The organism is Halorubrum halophilum (genome assembly GCF_000739595.1).
In the GTDB taxonomy this organism is placed as follows: domain Archaea; phylum Halobacteriota; class Halobacteria; order Halobacteriales; family Haloferacaceae; genus Halorubrum; species Halorubrum halophilum.
The window spans coordinates 22,072-44,605 of record NZ_BBJP01000007.1 but is presented as its reverse complement, the minus strand read 5'-3'; the positions used below and the strand labels follow the sequence as shown (position 1 = coordinate 44,605).

Below are 22,534 nucleotides of genomic sequence, written 5' to 3'. Positions count from 1 at the left end.
CTGTGTAGCGAGCGAGAGCGCCTTCCACCACATGCGACCGCTAGGCTTAAACGCTCGACTGCGGTACGTTCGATAGCGCCAAGGTGGCAGAGTCTGGTCAGACGCAGCGGCCTGCAGAGCCGCCCAACGCCGGTTCAAATCCGGCCCTTGGCTTTTCTCGAAATTCGTTTCGACTTCGTCTCAGAAGTCGCCTGCGTCGATCACTTCGTGCGGAATGCTCTCGTCGCGGAGTCGCGCGGTGTGTTGTGGCAGTTGGTCGGCCGTAACCACCAGTAGCACGTCTAGTCCTCGCACCGCGGCTTCGGCAACCGCGTCGGCGGTCCCGAATCGGATGTCCGGGCGCGCGTCCGCCTGCGTCGCGAGCGCGTACGCTTCGGTACCGGCGACGGCGAGGAGGCCCTCCGACGGACGGATCTCCGGGAGTATTTCGGGATCCACCGACGCGGCGTCCGTGACCGCCGGAACGGGGAGGACCGTGACGTATCCGGTGTCGTAGTCGACCACGCCTTCGAAGTCCGCGACGCCGACAGCTTGGCCCGCCGAGGCGGCGGTGACGGTGACTGCTGTCGCCGTCCCACCCGCGGGGTTCGCGTGCAGGACGCCACTACGCATAACGAGGCCGACGTCGCTCCCCTCAGAGACGTCGGCCATCGCGATCGCGGCGTCGACGTCGACGCTGCCGAGGACGTCTGAGCTGACGCGGTCGAGGTACGCTTCTAAGCTGTCGGTCCGGGAGATCAGCCAGTCGACGCCCTCTTTCGTCACCGCGTACCGTCCACGCCCTTCCTTCTCGACGTAGCCGTGCTCAACGAGGTCCCTGACGTAGTCGCTGACGGCCTGTGATGTCACGCCGATCGCGTCGGCGATCTCCGTTTGACTCACTGCGGGCTGCCGGGCCGCGATCTCCACGAGAACCTGGTACCGCGTTGCGTCGCGCTTGCTGTCGAGCACTTCCGGCGGAGTCGCCCTGTCGGGATCTGTCATTGCTGGTGTTCGGCAGCGGGCAATTAAAGTACTGTTGCAGAAGCGATTCGTTAAGACGTGTTTCTCACCTGATCGACGGATCTAATGAAATCTATATTGTATTCGATCAGTTTCGGTTGTCTACTGTTCGCGTTCACTTGGGTTCTCTCGGGCCCAACCGTCCGTCGCTGCCGGATATTCACCGCCGAGACCGCGTCGCCCTACCGCGTTGACCGGTACTCCGCGTCGGCTTCGTTTCGCGCTTCGGGAGCACGGCTTAGTAACCGTTATACACCGGGTGACCCATGCTGGAACTATGCAACGACGCGCTGTGGCCGTGTACGCCGCGCTCTTCCTTCTCGTCGCGGGCGTGGCCGGTGTGCTCACTGTGACGGCTGAGAGTCCGGAGGTCGCGTTCGAGAACCCCGATCTCGAACTGTCTTCCGGTGACACGTTCGAAGTGGACGGCGCGGAGTACGTCGTCGCCGACATTTCCGAGGTCGAAGAGGGCGGTGGTGGCCACGGTGGGAGCGCCACGACCTCGATAGTGGCGACGATCGAGCGGGAAGTCACGGTAGATCAGTCCGAGACCTGGGCGAACGGGTCCACGGTTACGGTCGGCGACCGCGACTGGCGCGTCGAGATCACCGGTGACGACCCGTCCGAGTTCACCCTCGTCGAGGTGCTTGACCGACAGGCGATCCTCGAGGCCGACGATAACGCGGACAACGAGACGGTCGAGCGCGACGACGGCGAGTACGTCGTGGTCACCGAAAACGGTGAGTCGACGCTCGTTCCGGCAGACGAGTACTTCCCGGCTCCCGACGAGCAGTCGTACGCGACCGGCGACTCGTTCGACTACGGCGGCCAGTCCGTGACCGTCGATCAGGTATCCGCCGATCAGGCCGTGATCGTTTGGGAGGCGACGCAGACCAACTCGATGGAAGTCGAAGAGGAGTCCACGGTGACGCTCGGCGAGACGGACTTCGTTGCGAACTTCCCGGACGCGTCCACGCTGACGATGTCGAGTGACATCGAGGGATACGAAGCGCAGGTCGCGGAGATCGATCAGTTCGAGCAGTACAACTCCGGGCTGACGCGCGTGCTGATCCTCTCGCTGTTCTCGGTCGTCCTGCTGCTCTCGACGACGTTCATCCCCTCGCGGTACTGACGCCCGGCACCGTCCGGTCAGCTCCCTTCGTCGATTTCTGTCCGACAACCGCACTCGGTTCTTTTCCCGGGTTCGACGGGAGCGCCCGCAAGCGAACGGCGTGAGCGACGGGAGTTCGCCGCTCTCGACGCGCACGCCGTGACCGGCAACGTATATCCGTCGGGCCCGTTGCGAGGCGTATGACCGATACCGCGGAGAAAGTCCGACAGCTCGCACCCCACTGGGGCGTGATGTTCGTCGTGATGTTCGTCGTGTTAGCGCTCGTCGAGCGCGTCGTCGGATCGCTCTCGTTCCTCCCGTCGATGCTGCTCGTGTTCGTCGTCGCGTTCGGCTACCCGGCTGTCGTTCGGGCGCTCGGCGTCGCCCCGCCGGTCTGGCAGCGGCCCTAGCCGCTCGATCCGGCGGGCCGTGTCCCGGTTCGAGCCCCGGCGATCACTCCTCGGCGGAGTCTCGGAACGGGGACGCGAGCCGTCGACTGTACGTCGCCGAAACGGCGCCGAGCGCGAACGAGACGACCGCGGCGATCGCGATCCACAGGGTGTTCGGGTGTTCGAGTCCGGAGTGTAGCAGTATCTCCATGTCTTCCGGTTCGCATTCCCCGGATTAAGGGGTTCGTTTCGGCGGCCCGCCCTCCGATCGGATAACACCGATGTCAGCGGGTGGCTCGGCGGTCCCTTTCGCTTTTATCCGTGTCCGTCTCGTATCGGTGGTATGAGCGACGAATCCGCGGCTCCGGTCACGACGGACCTGCCCGACGCACCGTTCCACACCACTGGTACCGACCACATCACGGTCTGGGGGAGCAACGAGGCCGACACGATCGCGTTCTACCGCGACCTACTCGGCATGCCGCTCGTCCTCCGCCAGCCGAACCTCGACGACCCCTCGCAGACGCACCTGTTCTTCGACACCGGCGACGGTCGGATTCTGACCTTCTTCGTGAGCGACGACCGACCCTCCGCGCGCGGCCAGCGCGCGGGAACGGGTGCCGTCCACCACCTCTGTTTCAGCGTTGAGCCCGACGAGTACGAGGACATCATGGCGGCCCTCGAAGAGGCCGGCAAGGGGTACAACGTGTTCGACCGGGGGATCTTCCACTCGATCTACACCCAGGACAACAACGGGCTCGTCATCGAGCTCTCCGCCGACAAGTACGAGATCCCCGACGACCGCAAGGGCGAGGTCCTCGCGACCGCCCAGCGTCTCCGCGAGGAGGACGGCGCCGACTTCGCACAGGACCGGCACATGAAGGGCGCCTTAGAGGAGCTCGGTCTCCCCGTGAAGAAGCACGACCTCCCCGACGCGGACGCGGGCGTCGGCGTATGAGCCGAGGATCGCCGCACGCGGGCGACGATCCGCACGCCGACGAGCCGCTGGTGACTGCCGGCACCGACATTGAGACGGCTGACGCCGCCGTCATCCTCGTCCACGGCCGCGGCGCGACCGCGCGCAGCATCGTCGAGTTCGGGCAGCAGGTCGCCGGCGACGGCGACGTCGCGATCATCGCGCCGCAGGCGGCGGCGAACACGTGGTATCCGAACTCCTTCCTCGCGCCGGTCGCCGAGAACGAGCCCGGTCGGAGCTCCGGGCTGCGAGCGGTCGGTCGCGCGGTCGAGACCGCGACAGACGCGGGGGTCCCGGCCGAGCGCGTCGTCGTCGGGGGCTTCTCGCAGGGCGCCTGCCTCGCGAGCGAGTTCGTCGCGCGGAACCCGACGCGGTACGGCGGGCTCGCGGTCCTGAGCGGTGGGCTCATCGGTGAGTCGATCGATCTCGACGACTACGTCTCTCACGCGGCGGCCGCGGTCGACGGGGACGCCGCCGCCGCGCTCGCGGGGACGCCAGCGTTCCTCGGGTGCAGCGATGTCGACCCGCACATCCCCGAGGAGCGGGTCCACGAGACCGCCGAGGTGCTGGGGGCGCTCGGCGCGGACGTGGACGAGCGGATCTACGAGGGGATGGGTCACGGGATCAACGAGGAGGAGACGGACGCCGTCGCCGCGCTGGTCGCGGACTTGGCGTAGGACCGCCGCCGTTCGCGGCTCGTCGACCCTTTTCCGTTCCGCTCCTCACGCCAGCCAGTCGTCGGGTTTCGTGTCGTAGTCGACCTCGTCCGCCGCGATCCGTTCTCTGATCTCGGGGTCGAGGTCGTGTTCCGTCACCTCGCCGCCGTCGTATTGGAAGCGCACGCCGACCTCTTCGCCCCCCGGCTCGGTGCCTCGCCGCTTGGCGCGCCGGATCGCCTCCTCGGAGTACTCGACGCGGATCGTCGCGAGGTTCACCGGCCGTCCCCACAGCTCGAAGACGCGCTCCAGGGTCGCCTTCGCCGACTCCTCGTCGAGCGCGACCCCGTTGTACCGGTGGCCGAGGAGGAGCTCGCCCCGGTTCCGGAAGTTGCCGTCGAGCACGACGATCGTCGGCTTCCCGAAGTTCGTGAACCGGAGGAGGAGCTTCTTCCGCACGTCGTCGGTGTCGACGCTGGCGACGTGGTGCTGTTCGGTCGCGTGGCTGTACTCGTAGGTGAAGTAGTTCCCCTCGCGCACGAATTCGTCGGTGAGGAACGCGTCGATGAACGTCACGTCGTTATGGCTCTCCCGAACCTCCAACATCCGGTCCCAGCCGGCGGTTCGGTCCACGTCTGCGAGCGCCTCGTCGACGGTCGCGTACCGATCGACGTCGAACATGTACCGCGCCCGTTCGGCCAGCGTCTCCCGCGAGACGTTCCGGAGGGCGCCCCGGTGTTCGGGCCGCGAGAGGACGTAGTGGCGCTCCGCGAGCCCCTCGCGCGTGAGCAGCTTCCACGGGTAGCGCTCGATGTCCGGGTCTGTTCTGGGGCCGGTCTCGCCGCCGCCCTCGGTCCCCGTCAGCTCCTCGCCCCGCGCCGACAGCGCCCGGTCGACCGCCTCGGCGTCGACGCGCGGGTCGCCGTCGGCGGCGAGGTCGGAGAGTTCGTCGAGCGTCGCCGGCCCCGCCCCGGCGATCGCGGGATGGGGTTCGAGCGCTGCGGCGACCTCGTCCAGATCGATCCGCGAGTGGAAGTTCTCGGGCGTCACTCCCTCGACTCGAAGCAGCTTGTCGATCACGTCCCGGCGGGCGGCCCGCAGCTCCACGTGGGTCCACAGTTCGAATCCGAGCTTGTAGGGGTTGAGCCCGGGCGAACCGAGCACCCGAGACATGTGGTCGGCGTACGTGAGGAACTCGTCGGGGCCGGCGAACCCCTCGCCGCCCATCATGACCGATTCCCAATATGTAGCCCATCCCTCGTTGAGCACCTTCGTCGACTTTTGTCCCGCGAAGTAGTACGCCTCCTCGCGGAGCGCGTCGATGACGGTCGTCTCCCACGGCTCGCGGTCGACCGCCTTCCCGCTCTCGGGGTCGTACCGCTTCCCGTAGTCGCGGAGGAAGGCGAGCACGTCCGGGCGCGGCTCCTCCGGCTCGACGCCCTCGCCTCTGGCCTCGAGCCACTCGTCGTCGAACACGTCGCGGCGCACCTCCTCGGAGAGGTCCAGCTCCGCGATCCGGTCTTCGATCGCCGCGAGCGGGTCCTCATTGGGGTCGTTCACGTCCTCGGCGACTCCCGGCTCGTCGACCGAGCGCGCGGCGTCGACCGGGTTGTGCTGGTCGATCGTGTCCTCTAACGCACTCACGGCGTCGATCAGGCGCTCGACCTCGTCGCGGTCGACCGCCGAGCGGTCAGCGATGGCGGCGATCCGGTCGGCGTTACGCTCCAGCCGCGCCGCGGCGTTCGGCCCGCCCTCGCCGCGGTCGGCGTACAGCCCGAACCAGCGGTTGTTCGCGAAGAAGTCGGCGTGCGCCTCGACGTGGGTGATCACGGCCTTCTGGTCGGCCGCCGAGTTCGACTCCTGAAGGAACGCGTGGCTCGGGTCGTCGTTGTTGACGATCTCGAACGCCTTCCCGAGCCCGTGACGGTCCTTCTTGCGCTGGCGCTCGTAGTTCATCCCCCAGCGCCAGTGGGGGTAGCGCCGCTGGAAGCCGCCGTACGCGATCAGCTCGTTCATCTCGTCGTGATCGACGACCCAGTACCGGACCGGGTACGGCGCTAACCCGAGCCGTTCGGCGAGTTCGCGCGCTTCCGCGGCGGGCTCGTCGAGGGACTCCGCCTCGCGTTTCGCCTCGACGCGCTCGTCTCTCATCGGCGGTCACCCCTGTCGGTCCGCCCCCTCGCCGCCTCGCCGGCGGTCGCGGTCACGTCGCCCTCCGTCTCCGTGCTGAGGATCTCGTAGATGGCGTCGGTCACGTCCTCGGAGTCTGAGACGCGGGCGACGGCGACATCGCTCGCGTCGCCGAGCGCGTCCTCGACCTCGTCGGCGTGGCGCGCGTTCGGCGCGGCGCCGCCCGGCTGGGTCTCCACGTACGCGTGGAGGTTGGCGTCGATCGACTCCATCAGCGGGATCACCGACTCGGTCGTGTCTCTGCCGGCGTTCTCGGAGTCGCCGGCGGCGAACACGTAGCGGTTCCACTCGCTGTAGGGGTACTCCGCTAAGATCTCCGCGACCAGCTCGTAGGCGCTCGAGATCCGGGTGCCGCCGCCCGACTGGATCCCGAAGAACTCCTCGCGGTCGACCTCCCACGCCTCGGCGTCGTGGACGACGTACCGGAACTCCGCGGCGTCGTACTTCCCGGTCAGGTACCAGTCCATCGGCGTGAACACGCGCTCGACCAGCTCGCGTTTCGTCTCGCGCATCGAGCCGGACGCGTCTCGGACGTTCACGACGACGACGTTGCGCTCGCGCTTCTCGATCACCTCGGGGTGGCGGAACCGCTCGTCCTCCCGGCGGAAGGGGACGCTGTCGAGCCCCTCCCGGCGGATCCGGTGCGTGGCGGGCTCGCGGTCGAGTTCGTCGTCGAGCGCGTCGAAGCTCTCCCACCGGTCCAGCGCCTCCACGGGCCCGTCGTGTTCGTCCGCCGCGGTCGCCGCGGCGTCGGCGATCCACGCCCGCGAGACGGGGATCCCCTGGTCGCGCGCCCACGCGAACACGTCGTCGACGTCGGCGTCGGCGACGCGGAGTCCCTCGCGAACGTATTCCCCGTCGAAGTCGGTCGCGAGGTGCCGCTTCAGCCCGCGCTTGAAGAACTCGTCCACGTCGAGGGTCCCCCGCGGGCCGGCGCGGGCGGTGTCGGTGAAGTCGCCTTCCGTCTCCTCGACGACCCGTTTTCCCTTCGGCTCGAGGTCGAGCCCGAGCTCCTCGTCGAGCTCTCGCGCGAACTCCTCCGGGTCCATCTCGTAGTACTCGTGCTCGCCGCCCTCCTCGCCCGGGTCGCCCTCCTCGTCGCCGTCGGGCTCGGGATCGACGGGCTGTCCGGGCTGCGGCTGGCCGCCCCGTCCCTGCCCGACGCCGCCGGCCTCCCGCCGGTCGTACTCGAACTCGGGGAGGTCGACAATCTTGACGGGAATTCGGACCCGATCGGGGCCGGAGCCGCCCAGATCGCCGTGGCTGATGAACTCCGCGAGGTCCTCGCGGCGCTGTTCGCCCACCTCGCGGAAGCGCTCGCGGTCCTCGGTCAGTCCCACGTCCGACCACCTCCGTTCCGGCCGCCGCGGTCGCCCCTCGGGCGGTCCGAGTCGCGCGACCCGTCCGCGCCGCCGTCGGCGGTTAGCCCCGTCCACTCGTCGCGGACGCTCCGCATCACGGCGCGGCTCGTCAACTCGGCCGAGGCGGGGCTGTACCCTCGCTCAACCAGCCGCGATATCGTCGCCGCCTTCACGCGCTCCGTCTCGGTGTCGGCGGGAGGGTCGGCCCACTCGGCGGGGTCGAGGTCAGGGAACCGCCGTTTCACGTCCGCGAGGTCGTTCGACTCCAGCACCGCCTTCAGCTCCGGGATCTCGCCAAGCTCGACGTCGTCGACGCTGAACGCGTCGCCGCGGTTCCGCCACGCGTACCGGGTGAGCGCGCGGATCACCCGCTCGCGCCGGAACGCCGCGACCGACTCGGCGGGGTCGGTCCCGCGGTAGTCGCTCTCGTCGAACCGGCCGAGCGTCTCCGTCTCGAACACCTTCATCGTAAGCGCGTCCGGCTCCTCCGGACCGCGCTCGGTCTCGACCGGCTCGTCGGCGTCCCACGCGTACACGTGTTCGACGTACTCGGCCACGGTCGCCTCCGGGACGGTCTCCGCGGCGAGGATCGCGTCGACCACGTCCGCCCGCTGGCGCTCGCGCACGCGCTCGGCCACGGGCGACTTCCGGCTCTCGAACTCCGCGACCTCGGCCTGCGAGAACACCGGCGCGTCGGAGAGCCCCTCGGCCATCGCGTCGAGCACGTCGGTCGGCGTGACCACCCGCTCGACCGGCAGTTCCGGGTGGTTGCGGTCGGCGTCCGACCCGAGCAGCTCCGCGACCGCGTCGCGGACGTAGGTGACCGGGACGCCGTTCCGGCCGTCGCCGTCGCCGAACTCGACGTCGTCGACGGCGACCCGCTCCTCCTCGCCGCCGCGCTCGCGCCGGATCTCGCCGGCCTCGTACAGCTCCGCCTTCTCGACGAGGTCGATTCCCGCCGGCAGATCGTCGGTGTCGAGCCGCGTGACGACCGCGTACAGCGCGGCCGCGCCGACCGCGTGAGGCGCGAGCTCGCGCTCCGTGACCCCGCCGTCGCCGTCGCGGACGCCGATCGTGAGCGCCGCCGCGCCGGGCTCGCTCGCGGGGTCTCGGGCCGGATCGTCGCCGGGGGCGCTCTCCTCGGCCTCCCCGTCGTCCTCGACCCCGTCAACTGTGGGCACGCCCCGGGGTCCGCCGACCTCGCGCCGCAGCAGCTCCGCCTCCAGCCGCCGGTTCGTGAGGTACCGGAACTCGTGGCGGGTGAGGCGGCGCTTCAGCGCCTTCAGCGGGTCCGCCCCCTCGCGCTCGGCGTGGCGGTCGAGCTCGGCGTCGAGGTCGGGGTTCGAGATGACGATGAGCTGGGTGTCGAGATCCATCCCGATCCCCTTGTCGAGCTTCACGCGGCGCTCGTCGGGGACGTTGAGGAGTCGACGGAGGAGGTCGGCGTGCTGGCTGGCGTCCTCGACGACGGTCGCCACGCCGTTGCCCTGCGAGAGCACGCCGTCGTAGCTGAACGCCTGCGGGTTCTTCCGGCCGCGCGAGTCGAGCTCGCGGAGCATCCCGCCCATCCACGAGCCGACGAGCCGCTCCTTCGGGCTCCCGTCGTCCTCAGCGTGGAGCACGCCGATCCCCTCGCCCACGTCGACGACATAGCTCGTCACGCGCAGGTGGTCGCGGTCGGTGATCGCCGAGAACAGGTCCCGACGCCCCTCGTCGCGGTACACCGATTCGAGGTGGTCGTACGCCTCGCGGCTGAACGGGTCCAGGTCCACGTCGGCCGCGATCGGGTAGGCGTCGTCGTCGACGGCGTCGGCGATCGACTCCCGGACCGCCTTGGGGAACACCGAGAGGGGATGCGTCTGGACGGGGCTCCGGTACCACGCTCCGGCGTTGCCGCCGTCCCCGTACGAGAGCGACGCGGCGCCCGCGCCGCCCCCGTTTCCGCCGCCACCGGCCCCGGTGACATTCCACTCGACCGTGTATCGCCGGCCGGCCTCGGTCTTCGAGAACTCCCGGAGACCGTTCACCAGACAGCGCTTGAACTCCGACTTCCCGGTAGCCGTGGGGCCGTCGATCCACACGATCGTCTCGTCGCTGCCGCGCCCCGCGGCGGCGGCCCGGAGGTCGTCGACGAACGCGTTGAGCGCCCCGGTATTGCCGAGCACGGCGTGTTCTCCGTCGTTGAACGGATCGTCGAAGAAGCGGTAGCGCTCCAGCCGCTCGCCGCGCTCGCGGACCTCGCGGGTCCCCTGCGACTCGACGGCCGCGAGGAGGTACCGCGCGCCGGAGGCGGCCGCGGTCGGATTCGTCAACACCCGGTCGACGTACTCCTCGAGGCTCATCGGCGGGTCGTACGCCCCCCGAAGCGTCTCGTCGGCGTCGCGGACGAACGCGTCCCCGTCCGGCGTGTCGCGTTCGGACATCTCAGTCCCCGCCGTCCTCGATCTCGGAGCGGGCGACCGCCGCGCCCGCGTACTCTAACACTTCGGCGGCGCCGTCCTCGGAGTAGCCGCGGTCGACCAAGGCGTCGACCCACGCGCTCCGCTCCTCGTCGTCGAGGTCGGTCGCGGAGACCAGCGCCGAGAAGTTGATGTTGTGCTTCTTGTCCTCCCAGAGCTTGCGCTCTAAGGCGCGCCGGAGCCGGTCGTTCTCCCGGGGATCGAAGCCGCGCCCCTCGCGGGCGCGCCGCGAGACCCAGTTCGACACCTCCTGCCGGAAGTCGTCCTTGCGGTCAGAGGGCACGTCGAGCTGCTCTTCGACCGCGCGCAGGAACGTCTCGTCCGGCTCGGTCTCTCTCCCCGTCAGCTCGTCGTCGACGGTGTCGTCGTCGATGTACGCCATCACGTGGTCCATGTACTTCTCGCCCTGCCGGCGGAGCTCGTCCACGTCGTACGCCAACGCGTGTCGCACGTCCTCGATGGCGCGCTCGCGGTACTCCTCGCGGACGGTCTCCAGTAGGCGCTCGTACCGATCGAGGTCCGACTCCGCGATCGAGCCGTGGCCGCCGAGGTTCGCCTCGAAGTGGTCGAAGACGGACAGCGGCGAGAGGTAGTTGCGGTCGCGATGGGTGGCGTCCATGATCGCCTCGGCGATCTCGTCGCCGACGAACCGCGCGGAGATGCCGTCCATCCCCTCGCCGATGTCGGCGGACTCGGCGGCGTCCTCGCGGAGCTTTCGGCGGTCGATCTCCTCGTCTTCCAGCTCGCCGTTGTACACCTTCGCCTTGTCGAGGAGGCTCACCGTCTCGTCGGTCGGCTCCTCCAGCCGGGTGAGCACGCCGAAGAGGCCCGCCATCTCCAGGGCGTGCGGCTCGACGTGGACGTTGGGCACGTCGGCGTTGTCGAGCATCTTCCCGTATATCTCCGACTCGCTCTCGTACTCCAACACGTAGGGGTAGTCGATCCGCTTGGTGCGGTCGTTGAACGCCTCCATCTTCTCGTCGCCGGTCTTCTCGCGGTACTCCGGCATGTTCGTCCGGCCGACGATCACCTGATCGATGTCGATCCGGGGATTGTTCTTCGGCTTGATCGTCGACTCTTGGGAGGCGTGGAGGAAGTCGTAGAGGAACTCGCGCTGGAGCTTCAGGAGCTCTTCGCCGGAGAACAGCCCGCGGTTCGCGTTACAGAACGCGCCGGCGTAGTCGAACGCGCGCGGGTCGGACTCGCCGTAGACGGCGAGCTTCGCGTAGTTGACGTCGCCGGTGAGCTCCGTCTCGTCCTGGTTCTTCTTGTCCTTCGGCTCGAACGTCTCGATGCACTCCCGGCGGTTCTCGTCGGCGACGAGCCGGACGACTTCGACGTGCTCGTCGAGGACGCGCTGGAGGTCGTCGTCGTAGTACGCGAGCAGCTCGTTCAGGTAGAACTCCGAGGCCGGGTCCGGGTGTTGGTCGTTCCGGAGGGTGTAGGGGGCGTCGAGCCGCTCGTTGATCTCGTCGATCACGCCCTCGCGCTGTTCGCGCGGGATGAGCACGAGCGGGTCCTGATTCATCGGCGATCGGACGGTGTCGTCGCCGGGATCCTGGTCGTCGATCACCGAACAGAGGTTCACCCACCGGAAGGTGTACATCCGGCCGGCCTCCTCGTGCGTGTACGCCTCGAAGTACCGCCGGACCAGCCAGTCGAAGTGCGACTTTCCCGAGCCGACGGGGCCCAAGAGGAGCTTGATCCGCTTTTCGGGGCCGAGCCCGCGGGCGCCGGACTTCACCTTGTTGACGAACTCGTGGATCGCCTCGTGGACCTCGCGGCCGTAGAAGACGTTCTCGCCGTCGTGAAGGGGGTCGTCCGCGGCGAGCGCGTACTCGACGACCCCGTGCTCCTCGTCGTAGCGGGTGCCGTAGTGGTCGAACATGTCCGCGACGCGCTGGTGGGCGTTCCGCGCGATCCGCGGCTCCTCGTACAGCGCGTCGAGGTACCAGTCGAACGAGCGAGGCTCCCGGAGGTCGTCCGGGACGTTCGTCCGGTACTCCTCGCTGAGCCGTTCGAGCGTGTGTCGGTCTGACATTGTATTTCGTCTCTGATTGCTCGGATGGGCGCGATTCGCTGCGAGCGCCCTCGACGCGTGGCGGCACGGCTCTGCGTGCCTGAGACGACGGCTCATCGAGCCGCGAACACCGCTGTCGTCGAGGGCGACCCGCGACGGATCGCCGTTCGCCCGTAACCGAGGCTATATGTATGGGAGGGATTCGCACGCATAAGTGTGTCGCCTGTTGACACCAACCATAACACTACGACCGTCTCCGATGCCGGCGGTTTGGCTCCGCTTAAGGGTGTGTAACCGCCTGTTTCGGCTTCCACTTCGTCTCTACAGTGACGTCGCTCTCTACGCGACCCGGCGTGCAGTCCGATCGCGAGCGAAACCGGAAACGTCGCCCCCGGAACGTACCCTTTTGCGGTACCTCCACCGATTTACGGTGTGACGTTCAGCATCTGCGTTCGCGAGCGGTACACGGACGACGACGGCGACGACCAGATCCGGTACGGCGTGGCGGTGACCACGCGCCTCCCGGGGGTCGGAACGCTGTGTCCGTTCGCGTCGGCCGACGGCGCGGTGGCGACCCAGTCGCTCGTCAACGTCGAGTTGGGCCGGAAGGGGATCGAGTACCTCGGCGACGGGCTCTCGGTCGACGATGCCCTGGAGGCCCTTTTAAACGCCGACGACGGGAAGCCCCAGCGCCAGCTCCACGGGGTCGACGCCGACGGGACCTTCGCGTTCTCCGGCGAGGAGTGTAACGACTGGTACGGCCACGTCGTCGGCGAGAACTACACTATCGCGGGCAATCTCTTGACGGGCGAAGACGTGATCGACGACGCCGCGGCCGCCTACGAGTCGGACGCGCACGGCGACGCCCCGCTGGCGGAGCGGCTGATCGACGCGCTCGCGGCGGGCCACGCCGCCGGCGGCGACAAGCGGGAGGACCTGCCGGTCCAGTCCGCGGCGCTGCTGGTGCGGACGACCGCGGGCGACGAGACCGAGGACCCGTACTACGACGACCTCCGCGTCGACGCGAGCGAGACGCCGATCGCCGACCTCCGCGAGACGTACGAGACGGCCAAGCACGGCTACGAGACGGTGATGGAGAAGTACGCTGACGAGGAGTAGGGCTCTCCGAGCGTTCCTTATATCTCCAATCGCGCGAGCACCGGCAGGTGATCGGAGGGGTATCGCCCCCGGTCGTCGCGGTCCGCGAGGGTCGCGAACGCCTCGACGCCCACCTCGGGCGAGACGAGCGCGTGGTCGATCCGGCGCCCGTCGATCAGTCGCGCGAAGTCGGTGAGGCTCGTCTCCGGGCCGTGTCGGAGGTCGGCGGCCGCGGCCGCGTCGCGGAGGGCGAGTCGGTCGGCGTCGGTCGGCCCCACCTCGGACTCCCCCGCCGGATCGTCACCGACGAGGATCCGGTGCGGATCCGATCCCGGTGTGCAGTTCAAGTCGCCGACGAGCACGACGGGGGGCGTCGAGTCGGGGGTGTCGGCGTCTGCCCCTGCTAGCTCTGGAAGCCGCTCGCGGAGCAGCCGCGCCGACTCGCGTCGCGCGTGCGCGCTGACGTGGTCGAAGTGCGTGTTGACGAGGAGGAGCGCGGCGTCGCCGTCGACCGCGCGGACCCGCGCCCACGTCGCGATCCGCGGGTGGGCGGCCCCCCAGTCGGTCGACCGCTCGCTCGGCGTCTCGGAGAGCCAGAACGTGTCGCTGTCGGCGACCTCCCACCGGTCGGCTCGGACGGCGATCGGGCATCCCTCTCCCTCGCCGCCAGGGTCGCGCCCGCGTCCAACGAACTCGTAGCTCGGAAGCCGCTCGCGGAGGTCCTCGCGCTGGTCGGGCAGCGGCTCCTGAAAGGCGGCGACGCCCGGGCGGTGGAAGCGAACGAGCCGCGCGACGGCGTCTCGACGGTCGTGCCACGCGTCGTGGTGGTCGCCGCGGTTGGCGTAGCGGACGTTGTAGCTCAGCACCCGAATCGCGGTCATTACCGTGGGGGTCACAGGGGAGGCGATTAAAAGGCGCGGAGCGATCGCGAGATCGGCGAATACGGTGTTGACGCTTCAGTCGATCGTTTATAAATAGTAACTGCGGATCTGCCGCGAATACTGACAAAGCCCCAGCCGCTCACTTATAAGCGATTGCTGTTAGATCCGCGGAGAACACCTCCAAAGCCCCAGTCGCGAGGAGCACGCACGCTCGCTGTGCTCCTCACTCGGTCGCTCACTTCGTTCGCTCCCTCGTTGCGGTGCTTACGTCGCCTGCGCGCTCCTCGCGACTGCCCCTTTGAGTCCCACCCCGCCCCGCACAGCACCGCGCCTCACACCTCCCCAGCCTCGTCGGCCGCCCTTCGCTTCACTCCGGGCGTCCGACTCCCTCGCACCGTCGGTTCGCGCCCCTTCGGGCCGCTCACCGGGGCGCGCCACCGCACCGTTCATTTATAAACAGCCGTCGCGCTCGCTCGCACCGTTTATAAGCAACACACCGCTCGCGCCCGCTTACGCCGAGAACTCGTACAGCTCGTCGCCGACGTGGTGGATCGACTCGACGACCTTCCCGCTGTCGCCGGCCATCTCGTCGCCGTCGACCAGCGCGCGGCCGACCGCGAGCACCTTCTCGTGGGTCTCCTCGGCGATCACGACGAGGTCGCCCTCGCGGATCTCGGGGTCGGCCTCGACGATGCCGGGACGCATCACGTCGGCGCCGTCGGAGACGAACGAGATGGCGCCCGCGTCGACCGTGACGACCCCCGTCTTGGGTTCGTAGTCGTTCGCGCCTCGCACGGTGAGGAACGGCTCGTCGTCGTCGACGTAGAACACCGCCGGCTCGCCGTCGACGAGTACGAGTTCGTAGTTCGCGTTCACGAACTCGACGAACTCGAAGGTGTCCCCGTCGATGTCGACGCCGAGGTGGTCACCGACCGCCTCGCGGATCGCCTGGATGTCGTCGCTCCGGAGGTGGTGCCGCGATTTCACTTCCATGCGGGTCCAGTCGGCCGCTCGGCCGATAAATGGTCCGTTCCGTGACGTGGGTCCGTTTCGTGGTGTGGGCCCGTTCCGGTGACGTGGCGCGCGGCCGCGCCCCAGTCGCGCGCCTCGGGCCCCGCCCTCGCGACTCTCACGCGGTTGGACCGATCAAAACGGCCTTAAGCCACCTCTCCATATCGTCTCGTATGCTCAACCCGCTCATTGCGAACATCGCGAACGTCCCCGCGATCGTTCTCGGGGCGATCGCAACGCTGCTCGTCGTTTTCGTCACCAGCCTGAAGGGGACGGGCTGGGAGCCCGCGGCCGACATCTCGGACGAACTGCTCGAACGCCGCGCGTCCGCGGTCCCCGAGACCGACTTCCCCGAGCCCGGTAACCGCGCCATCGGCGGCGGCGGTGGCGGCGGCGCCATTCCCGCCGGGGGCGAGGGGGAAGAGGGCGAGCTTGAGGACGCCGAGGCCGGCGGCTCCGGCCCCGGAGACATCCCCGAAGACGAGGTCGAGTACTTCGAGGTCGAGTTCGTCAAGCAGGGCGAGACCGTCGAACTCTCCAACAACGAGCCCATCCTCGAACAGGGCGAAGACGAGGGGTGGGACCTCCCGTACGCCTGCCGGCAGGGCCAGTGCGTCTCCTGTGCCGGTCGGATCGCCGACGGTCCCTCCGAGGACTTCGTCGAGCACGACAACCAGCAGATGCTCGAAGACGCCGAGATCGACAACGGCTACACCCTGACCTGCGTCGCGTACCCCCGCGACTCCTTCAGCATCGAGACCGGCGAGGCGCCGTAGGCGTCGCGCCGCGGTCCGCGGTCCGCGGTTCGCGGTCTTTCTCCCCCTCTTTCGGTTTCTTCTCGGATCCGTCGCCCGTTCGCGACACCCTTTTTCGCCTCTCGACCGAACGGGACGTATGTCCGTCACCACGGTCCTCGGCGTCGGGATCGCCGCGTTCCTCGCCGCGGTCGCGGCCGCGCTCGTCTCCCGCGACGCCGAGGCGGTCGGCGTCGACCTCGGGTCGCCGCGCCTTTGGGCCGCCTTCGTCCTCGTCACGTCGGGTGTCGCTGCGCTCACCGTGCTTCTCGTCCCCGACGCGCCGCTCCCCGGCGTGCTCGTGCTCGCGGCGCTCGGACCGCTCCTGTACCTCCTCGAACGCGACGACTCGATGCACGGCGACGACCCGCCGGACCCGACGAGCCTCCCGAGCGAGTCGGAGCGCGCTGACGACCGGGAGGAGTGATCGTCGAGTAACCGAACGCCCCTTCCCGACTCGTTCTCGCAGGATCGACGGTGATACAGTTCCTTTCTCGCTCTCGCCGTGCTCGCAAACCGCAAGCTTCCATAGGCTCGGCCGCGAAGACGTGGCAATGAGTGACGAGAGCCTCGCGGACCGAGTCGAGGAGTGGATGGTCGGACAGATGCCGATCATCCAGATGCACGGCGGCACGAGCGTCGTGCGCGAGGCGAACGCCGAGACCGGCGAAGTGGTCGTCGAACTCGGTGGCACCTGCTCCGGCTGCGGTATCTCGAACATCACCGCCGACAACATCCGCCGCGACCTCATCATGGACTTCGAGGAGGTCGACAACGTGACGGTCAGGACCGCCTCCTCCGGCGATCAGGGCGCCTCCACCGTCGAAGGCGGTCGCGGGGGCGAGCTGAAACACGAGACCGAGTCCGCGAACCACTTCTGAGAGCGGCCGCGATCGATACACCGGTCACCGTGGCGCCGACGGGCGGGGACAACATCTCCGCCTCAGTCGCCACTCACCGGTTGTCGAGGGCGGATGTCGCGTTTTAACCGGTCCGCGTAGTCGAGCCGCGTCTGTCTCGCCTCCGCCGCCGAGAGCGCCTCGTCGCCTCGTAGCTCCGCCGAAAGGGGCTTGTACGCGTCCACGTCGAACCCCATCCGGTCCAGGTACGACCGAACGTCGTCCGACTCGAGCCCGTCGCGGATGGCGGCCTCGACGCGCTCCGTTACCGTGTCGAACGACGGAAGCACGACGGCGTCGTCCGTTACGCGCCCCTCGTCGCCTCCGATCTGCACCTCCGTGGTCACAGCTCGGTCGACGACCTCGACGAGGTCGTCCGCCAGCTGAACGACTTGGCTCGGGAGCGCGGCGTCCGGCGAACGCCACTCGACCGTCGAGAACGCCGCTCGGAGCTTGACGGGGATCCACACCGCGCCCTCCGGGGTGAAACACGCCTCGACGGTCTCCCGGTCGCAGCCGGCGGTGACCGCCTCGGCGACGAACGCCTCGTACCGGCGTTCGAGCCGCCTCGCCCACTCCTCGGTGTCCTCGAGATACGGCCACAGCTCGCCCTGCCTCGGGAGGTGTTCGTACGCCAGCCGGCGGTACAGCACCGACCGCGCGCTGGCGGCCAGCGGCTCCCGTTCGAAGTACGGCGAGGAGTTGACGAGCGCTAACGCCGGATCGAGCGCGGTGAGGGTGTTCAGTTGGTCGACCGCGCGGCCCGGCTGCTGTTCGACGTGGATGTGCGTGCCGGCGCAGTGCCGGACGTACTCGAAGCGGTCCCCGACCACGCGGTCCTGAATCCGTGTCCGCTCCCCCTCCAGATCGACGATATCGCCGTCGTGGAGCGGTGTTGCCAACGGGACGAGCCCCTTGTCGAGCTCGTCGGCCCGCCGGAGCACCCGATCGATGCGGTCGACCAGCTCGTCGCGAAGCTCCGCCGTCGACTCGCACGGCGTCGTCTTGATCTCGAGGAGCGGACTGACGAACTCGCGCTCGACCCCGGCGGACGCGTCGACGAGGTCGCCCGGATCGGTGAGCCGCCCGTCGTCGTCGATCACCCAGTACTCGACCTCGACGCTGCGCCGTATCGGCTCGGTACCGCTCCTCGATCCACCGCCCGACCCGTCCGCTCTGGCCGCGTCGCTCACGGTCCGCCGGTTCGATCGCCGTCTCCCTCTCGCTCGCTCGATCGAATATGCGTGGTATTCTCTATCACAATATCGGATCCCCATAGCTAACTAATAATTCTTGTGGGTATTTCGTCTACTGTCTCTCAAAATATCCGTTTTCAGTTAGGAATATGCGATTTTCACGAACGAATGGATTTTGTGTCCGTGCTGGATTCGACGATCGTTCCCTCTCTCTTCAGCATTGACGTTGAACGGCGAGAGTTACCAGCCTATTGCTGGGGACTGATTGCTGGGAGTCCACATCAAAGCCCCATCACCAGAAATCGGAGATTTCTGGTTAGCAGTCAGAAACTCCGCTTCTGACGACACTCTTAAGCACCGAGGCGCGGAGCGCCGAGGGAGTAGGGTAGGGTAGTTTACAGCGCGTTCTCCAGCGCCGACGCCACGCTCCGCGCCTTCTCCGCCAGCGGTTCCGGCACGTCGCCGGCCGCCTCCGCGTCCCGCAGTTCGTCGTCGTCGAGGCGTTCAGTGGTCCCGTCGGGGCGTTTCACCACGTCGACGTGGAGGTCCACGTAGCGGGCGGCGTCCGGGAACACCTCAACCGGCGTGCAGACGTTGACGTAGGTCCCGCGCACTGTCCCGTCGCGCCCGCGGTAGGTGGTCGGGTACCACCATCGACCCTCCTTCAGGCTCGTCTCCGCGATGTCGCCCGCCTCGCGGGGTACGTCCAGCCCGTCGTACGTGCCGCCGCCGGTCATCTCGCGCTCGACCGCGACCGAGCCGTCGGCGTCGACCGCGGTCACCGTCGCCTCGCCCAGCGTGATCAGCCGCCCGTCGGGCTTGCCGTGTTCGAGCCGGAGCATGTCGCCCTCGGCCGGGCCGAACGCGTCGGTCACGACGCCGAACGGAAACGCGGCGTCCGCGTCGGGCTCGCAGAGCGCCTCCGCGAGGTCGACCCCGGTGGACGCGTCCGCCGACCCCGCCTTCACGCGGTGGTGGCCCGGCATCGTCGCGGTCGCCTCGCGGCGACGGTCGTCGAGCGCGAACCGGCTCTCGCGCCCGAACCACACCCAGATTCCGGCCTTCGGGGTCGCCAGCGGCTCGTCGCGGACGAACTCCGATCCGTCGAGGATCTCGACCCCTCCCGCGGCGTCGACGGCGTCGTCGAGCCCCTCGGCCGCCGCGACAGCGCGGTCGAGCCCAGCCGCTAGCTCCTCGGTGTCCGCGTCGCCCGCGGGGGGCTTCCAGACGGCGCGCCACCCCTCCGGCGGTTCCAACCCGAGTAGGTCGAGCATCCCCGACAGCTCTCGGGCGGCCTCGTCGTTCCGCACGTCGACGCGGGTGCCCGAGCCCGGTTCGAGCGCGACGAGCCCGCCGCCCGCCCGCAGCGACCCGTCCAACTCGGGTCGGCGATCCGTCCACGGCGCCGCGGACTCGCGGACCTGTACCCGGACCGGATCGCCCGTCTCGACCCGGTCGTCGACGCTCCCGTACGGGAGGTACCCCTCGGCGGTCTCTCCCGTGCTGCCGCCGTCGTCGCTCTCGTTCCCGCCGACCCGAAGCCGCACCACCGCCCCCCCGCCGAGCGTCTCGGTCACCTCGCCGTCGAGGACGATCCCGGGGGGGGTCGGGTCGGGCCACGCCAGCGCGTCGAGCCCGGTCCCGGTCAGGAGTTCGCGGAGGGCCCCCACAGCGTCCGTGTCGCCGTGCGCGCCGACGCCCTGTCGGTCTTCGGTCGTCGCGATCCGCGCGTCGGGCGGCGTGCTTCCGAACTCGGCGTCGAAGCGTCGGCGGATCGGCGGCGACGCGTCGACGACCTCGTGGTCCGCGTCGAGCAGTGCCTGCGTGAGCGCCGTCGCGTAGATGCCGCGCACGCGGGCCTTCATAGCTCGTCGGGGTCGCGCGCGAATCGGACGCGGTCGTGGACCGTCGCGCCGAGCGAGAGCTCGACGAGGAGGGGGGTCTCGTCGTCCGCGGTCCGCAGCACCCGTCCGCCCTCGACCGGGACGCCCCAGCCGTCGAGCGAGAGGTACCCGCGGAGGTCGCTCCCGTGGGTGAACAGATCCACGTCCGCGGTCGCGTGCTCTTGGACCTCGGTCGCGCTGTGTGCCATCTCCATGTCGGAGTAGTAGGGGCCGTCCGGCGCGAAGAACTCTCGGAGGCGGTCGGCGTCCTCGTCGACGAGTTCGGCGACTCGGTCGGACGCCGCTGCGATCGCGTCCGTATCGAGCCCCGCCTCGCGGAGGGCCTGCTGGGTCCGTGCGTCGAAGTGCATACCGCCCCTTCGGTCGCAGCGGTTTCAATCCTGTCGGCCTCCGTCGAGCGCGGCGCGACCGGAGTATCTCGCTTAATCACACCCCGAACCTGCCACGCCTTAAGTCGCCCCGGCCCGAACCGGGTGCTATGCCATCTCGGTCGGATCCGGTCGAGTCGCGCTCCGACGACGATCGCGACCTCTACGACATCGCCACGTGGGAGGAGCGGACTTCCCTCGACGGGCTCTCCGTCGCGTTACACTGGCTCATCACCCGGTCGGCGAAGGCCATCGTCGTCCTCGTCGCGCTCCTCGGGCTCCTCGCGATCCTCGGCTCCTTCGGGCTCGGGCTCGTCTTCGACCCGGCGATCGCGATGCTCGTCGGGCTCTCCGCGATCCCCGCGCTCGGGCTCGCCGCGTACGTCTACGTCTCCGACGTGACCACCGGCGAGCCGCTCTCCCTGCTGGTGGCGACGTTCCTCCTCTCGATCCTCACCGCGACGTTCGCCGCGGTCCTCAACGGTCGCGCGCAGCCGCTCTTCGACCCGTTCGGGTTCCCCGGGCTCGTCCTCTTCTTCTTCGTGATTGTCGGTCCGATCGAGGAGACGGTGAAGCTGCTCGCGGTCCGGCTGTACGCGTACACCGACGACCGGTTCGACGCGGTCATCGACGGCGCGGTGTACGGTGCGATCGCCGGGCTGGGGTTCGTCGTCATCGAGAACCTGGTGTACATCGCTCAGACCGTCGATCTGGGGGAGCTGTCGCTCAGCATCGCTACGCTCGGCGCGGGGGACGGGATCGCGGCGCTCCGTGCCCTCGCCGGGCCAGGACACGTCATCTACTCCGCGTTCGCGGGGTACTACCTCGGGCTCGCCAAGTTCAACCCCGAAAACCGCGGGCCGATCGTCGTGAAGGGGCTCGTCATCGCCGCCGCGATCCACGCGCTGTACAACACCCTCGTCGGCCCGGTCACGACGATACTCTCGCTGGTGACCGGACTTCCGCAGCTCGTCTCCCTGTTCGTCTTCGTGATCCTGTTTCAGGGCGCGTTCGGGTACGTTCTCCTGCGGAAGCTCCGCCGATACCGGGACGCGTACCTCGAGACGCGCGACGCGGTCGATCCGGACGTCAAGCCCGAAATGACCGAGTTTGAGGACTGATCGCGTTCCTCACGAGCTGTCTCCGTCTCTCCGACCCGCCCCTTCGTCTCTCTCCGACCCGCCCCTTCGCCTCTCTTTAACCCGCCGCTCACCCGGGCGGTGACTCCACCCGCGACCGGTCGCCCGTGCCGCCCGTGAGCGCGCTCGCGAGCGCGCCCTTCACGACCACTTCGTCGCCGAGTTCGGTGAGCCGCACTTCGGGGACGTTGATGAACACCATGTCGGCGAGCTTCTCGCGGATCGGGTCGAGCACCCGCTCGGGGTTGTTGAGCGCGACCGCGCCGCCGACGCTCACGACTAGCGGGGCATACGCGTGGATGACGTTGGCGACGCCCATCGCGTTCCAGTGGGCGACCTGCTCGACCACGTGGTCGGCGAAGGTGTCCTCGCCGGCCGCCTCGAACACGTCGACCGCGGAGAAGTCGGGGTCTTCGACCGGAAGCGAGGTCTCGATCGGGTCCTCCTCGTGGAGTTCGCGGGCGTACTTCGGGATGTTGTTGCCCGAGCAGTACCCCTCCCAGTGGCCGTCGAGCCCGCATCCGCAGGTCATGAAGCCGTGCGGGTCGACGGTCATGTGGCCGACCTCGCCGGCGTTGCCGTCCCACCCCGAGAGCACGTTGCCGTCGACCGCGACGCCGGCGCCGATCCCCGAGGAGATCGTGAGATACACCATGTCGTCGGGGTTGCGCTCGGAGTGGAACCGTTCGCCGATGACGCCCGCGATGGTGTCGTTGTGGAGGTGGACCTCGTCGGTGTCGAGAAGCTGCGAGACGGGGCCGACGAGGGGGATCCGTTCGACGGTGTCCGGGAGGTTCGCCGGCCCCTGCACGACGCCGGCGGCCAGATCGAGGGGGCCGATCGAGCCGATCCCGGCCGCGACGGCCGCGGTCGGGTCGATTCCGGCGTCCTCGCACGCGCCGCGGATCACGCCGAGGACGGCCTCGGTGACCGCGATCCCGTTCGGCCCGCGCGGGGTCCCTCGCGACTCCGATCCGAGGATGGTCGCGGTCTCGTCGCCGACGACCGCCCGGACGTTCGTCGCTCCGAGGTCGACGCCCACGTAGTACATCGGGTAAACCCGCGGACCGGTGTCACTTA

At 68.8% G+C, this 22,534-nt stretch carries 21 protein-coding genes and 1 tRNA gene; 10 read left to right on the top strand and 12 right to left on the bottom strand.

Features of this window, described 5'->3' with window-relative positions; translation table 11 throughout:
- Nucleotides 1-77 precede the first annotated feature (77 nt).
- Nucleotides 78-153: transfer RNA gene (locus ACP96_RS02855), tRNA-Cys, on the top strand.
- A gap of 27 nt (nucleotides 154-180) precedes the next feature.
- Here ACP96_RS02855 and ACP96_RS02850 read toward each other — a convergent pair.
- Nucleotides 181-984 carry a DUF7839 domain-containing protein gene (locus ACP96_RS02850; RefSeq protein ID WP_050032077.1) on the bottom strand — a complete coding sequence of 268 codons (804 nt, stop codon included), beginning with the start codon at nucleotides 982-984 and terminating at the stop codon, nucleotides 181-183.
- Nucleotides 985-1,294: 310 nt separating this feature from the next.
- On the opposite strand from ACP96_RS02850, the gene ACP96_RS02845 reads away from it, so the two are divergent.
- Both ACP96_RS02845 and ACP96_RS02840 read left to right on the top strand, forming a co-directional pair.
- Nucleotides 1,295-2,134: a hypothetical protein gene (locus ACP96_RS02845; protein WP_050032082.1), complete on the top strand. Its 840-nt coding sequence runs from the start codon at nucleotides 1,295-1,297 to the stop codon at nucleotides 2,132-2,134.
- Nucleotides 2,135-2,313: 179 nt separating this feature from the next.
- On the top strand, nucleotides 2,314-2,523 hold the full coding sequence (locus tag ACP96_RS02840; RefSeq protein ID WP_050032076.1) for a hypothetical protein: 210 nt from the start codon (nucleotides 2,314-2,316) through the stop codon (nucleotides 2,521-2,523).
- Between the two features lie 43 nt (nucleotides 2,524-2,566).
- On the opposite strand, the gene ACP96_RS19085 is transcribed toward ACP96_RS02840, so the two are convergent.
- A complete protein-coding gene (locus ACP96_RS19085; protein WP_202593903.1) occupies nucleotides 2,567-2,713 on the bottom strand; it encodes a hypothetical protein in 147 nt (48 codons plus the stop codon).
- Between the two features lie 132 nt (nucleotides 2,714-2,845).
- Here ACP96_RS19085 and ACP96_RS02835 point away from each other — a divergent pair, with 132 nt between their 5' ends.
- Together ACP96_RS02835 and ACP96_RS02830 are read left to right on the top strand one after the other, a co-directional pair.
- Nucleotides 2,846-3,460 carry a VOC family protein gene (locus ACP96_RS02835; RefSeq protein WP_050032075.1) on the top strand — a complete coding sequence of 205 codons (615 nt, stop codon included), beginning with the start codon at nucleotides 2,846-2,848 and terminating at the stop codon, nucleotides 3,458-3,460.
- Nucleotides 3,457-4,155, top strand: coding sequence for an alpha/beta hydrolase (locus tag ACP96_RS02830; RefSeq protein WP_050032073.1), 699 nt, complete (start codon nucleotides 3,457-3,459; stop codon nucleotides 4,153-4,155). The genes ACP96_RS02835 and ACP96_RS02830 overlap by 4 nt, the downstream gene beginning before the upstream one ends.
- Nucleotides 4,156-4,200: 45 nt before the next feature.
- On the opposite strand, the gene ACP96_RS02825 is transcribed toward ACP96_RS02830, so the two are convergent.
- Genes ACP96_RS02825 through ACP96_RS02810 form a run of 4 tightly spaced genes read right to left on the bottom strand, consistent with a single transcriptional unit; the run spans nucleotide 4,201 to nucleotide 12,185 of the window.
- Nucleotides 4,201-6,285, bottom strand: a complete 2,085-nt coding sequence (locus tag ACP96_RS02825; RefSeq protein WP_050032072.1) for a SpoVR family protein — start codon at nucleotides 6,283-6,285, stop codon at nucleotides 4,201-4,203.
- Complete coding sequence (locus ACP96_RS02820; RefSeq protein WP_050032071.1) at nucleotides 6,282-7,664, bottom strand: DUF444 family protein; 1,383 nt, start codon at nucleotides 7,662-7,664, stop codon at nucleotides 6,282-6,284. Before ACP96_RS02820 ends, ACP96_RS02825 begins: the two co-directional genes overlap by 4 nt.
- Nucleotides 7,655-10,108 (bottom strand): PrkA family serine protein kinase, encoded by a 2,454-nt coding sequence (locus tag ACP96_RS02815; protein ID WP_050032069.1) that lies wholly within the window; start codon nucleotides 10,106-10,108, stop codon nucleotides 7,655-7,657. The genes ACP96_RS02820 and ACP96_RS02815 overlap by 10 nt, the downstream gene beginning before the upstream one ends.
- Before the next feature lies 1 nt (nucleotide 10,109).
- On the bottom strand, nucleotides 10,110-12,185 hold the full coding sequence (locus tag ACP96_RS02810; RefSeq protein ID WP_050023621.1) for a PrkA family serine protein kinase: 2,076 nt from the start codon (nucleotides 12,183-12,185) through the stop codon (nucleotides 10,110-10,112).
- Nucleotides 12,186-12,596: 411 nt separating this feature from the next.
- Between ACP96_RS02810 and ACP96_RS02805 the strand changes: the two genes are divergently transcribed.
- A complete protein-coding gene (locus tag ACP96_RS02805) occupies nucleotides 12,597-13,283 on the top strand; it encodes a DUF1028 domain-containing protein (protein WP_050032067.1) in 687 nt (228 codons plus the stop codon).
- 17 nt (nucleotides 13,284-13,300) lie between these two features.
- Here ACP96_RS02805 and ACP96_RS02800 read toward each other — a convergent pair whose 3' ends face one another.
- Together ACP96_RS02800 and ACP96_RS02795 are read right to left on the bottom strand one after the other, a co-directional pair.
- A complete protein-coding gene (locus ACP96_RS02800; RefSeq protein WP_050032065.1) occupies nucleotides 13,301-14,143 on the bottom strand; it encodes an endonuclease/exonuclease/phosphatase family protein in 843 nt (280 codons plus the stop codon).
- Between the two features lie 510 nt (nucleotides 14,144-14,653).
- Nucleotides 14,654-15,136, bottom strand: a complete 483-nt coding sequence (locus ACP96_RS02795; RefSeq protein WP_050023618.1) for an RNA-binding protein — start codon at nucleotides 15,134-15,136, stop codon at nucleotides 14,654-14,656.
- A gap of 191 nt (nucleotides 15,137-15,327) precedes the next feature.
- Here ACP96_RS02795 and ACP96_RS02790 point away from each other — a divergent pair, with 191 nt between their 5' ends.
- From ACP96_RS02790 to ACP96_RS02780, 3 genes are all read left to right on the top strand, one after another.
- Nucleotides 15,328-15,930: a 2Fe-2S iron-sulfur cluster-binding protein gene (locus tag ACP96_RS02790; protein WP_050032064.1), complete on the top strand. Its 603-nt coding sequence runs from the start codon at nucleotides 15,328-15,330 to the stop codon at nucleotides 15,928-15,930.
- Between the two features lie 118 nt (nucleotides 15,931-16,048).
- Complete coding sequence (locus ACP96_RS02785; RefSeq protein WP_050023615.1) at nucleotides 16,049-16,375, top strand: hypothetical protein; 327 nt, start codon at nucleotides 16,049-16,051, stop codon at nucleotides 16,373-16,375.
- 127 nt (nucleotides 16,376-16,502) lie between these two features.
- Nucleotides 16,503-16,829: a NifU family protein gene (locus ACP96_RS02780; protein WP_050023613.1), complete on the top strand. Its 327-nt coding sequence runs from the start codon at nucleotides 16,503-16,505 to the stop codon at nucleotides 16,827-16,829.
- A gap of 62 nt (nucleotides 16,830-16,891) precedes the next feature.
- On the opposite strand, the gene ACP96_RS02775 is transcribed toward ACP96_RS02780, so the two are convergent.
- From ACP96_RS02775 to ACP96_RS02765, 3 genes are all read right to left on the bottom strand, one after another.
- On the bottom strand, nucleotides 16,892-18,040 hold the full coding sequence (locus ACP96_RS02775; protein WP_050032062.1) for a glutamate-cysteine ligase family protein: 1,149 nt from the start codon (nucleotides 18,038-18,040) through the stop codon (nucleotides 16,892-16,894).
- Between the two features lie 398 nt (nucleotides 18,041-18,438).
- Nucleotides 18,439-19,908, bottom strand: a complete 1,470-nt coding sequence (locus ACP96_RS02770; RefSeq protein WP_050032060.1) for a DUF402 domain-containing protein — start codon at nucleotides 19,906-19,908, stop codon at nucleotides 18,439-18,441.
- Entirely contained in the window at nucleotides 19,905-20,297 is a 393-nt protein-coding gene (locus ACP96_RS02765; protein ID WP_050023610.1) for a DUF7532 family protein, read from the bottom strand. The genes ACP96_RS02770 and ACP96_RS02765 overlap by 4 nt, the downstream gene beginning before the upstream one ends.
- Nucleotides 20,298-20,425: 128 nt before the next feature.
- Between ACP96_RS02765 and ACP96_RS02760 the strand changes: the two genes are divergently transcribed.
- Nucleotides 20,426-21,436 carry a PrsW family intramembrane metalloprotease gene (locus ACP96_RS02760; protein WP_050032059.1) on the top strand — a complete coding sequence of 337 codons (1,011 nt, stop codon included), beginning with the start codon at nucleotides 20,426-20,428 and terminating at the stop codon, nucleotides 21,434-21,436.
- Between the two features lie 88 nt (nucleotides 21,437-21,524).
- On the opposite strand, the gene ACP96_RS02755 is transcribed toward ACP96_RS02760, so the two are convergent.
- Nucleotides 21,525-22,505: an ROK family protein gene (locus ACP96_RS02755; protein WP_050032057.1), complete on the bottom strand. Its 981-nt coding sequence runs from the start codon at nucleotides 22,503-22,505 to the stop codon at nucleotides 21,525-21,527.
- Between the last annotated feature and the right edge of the window lie 29 nt (nucleotides 22,506-22,534).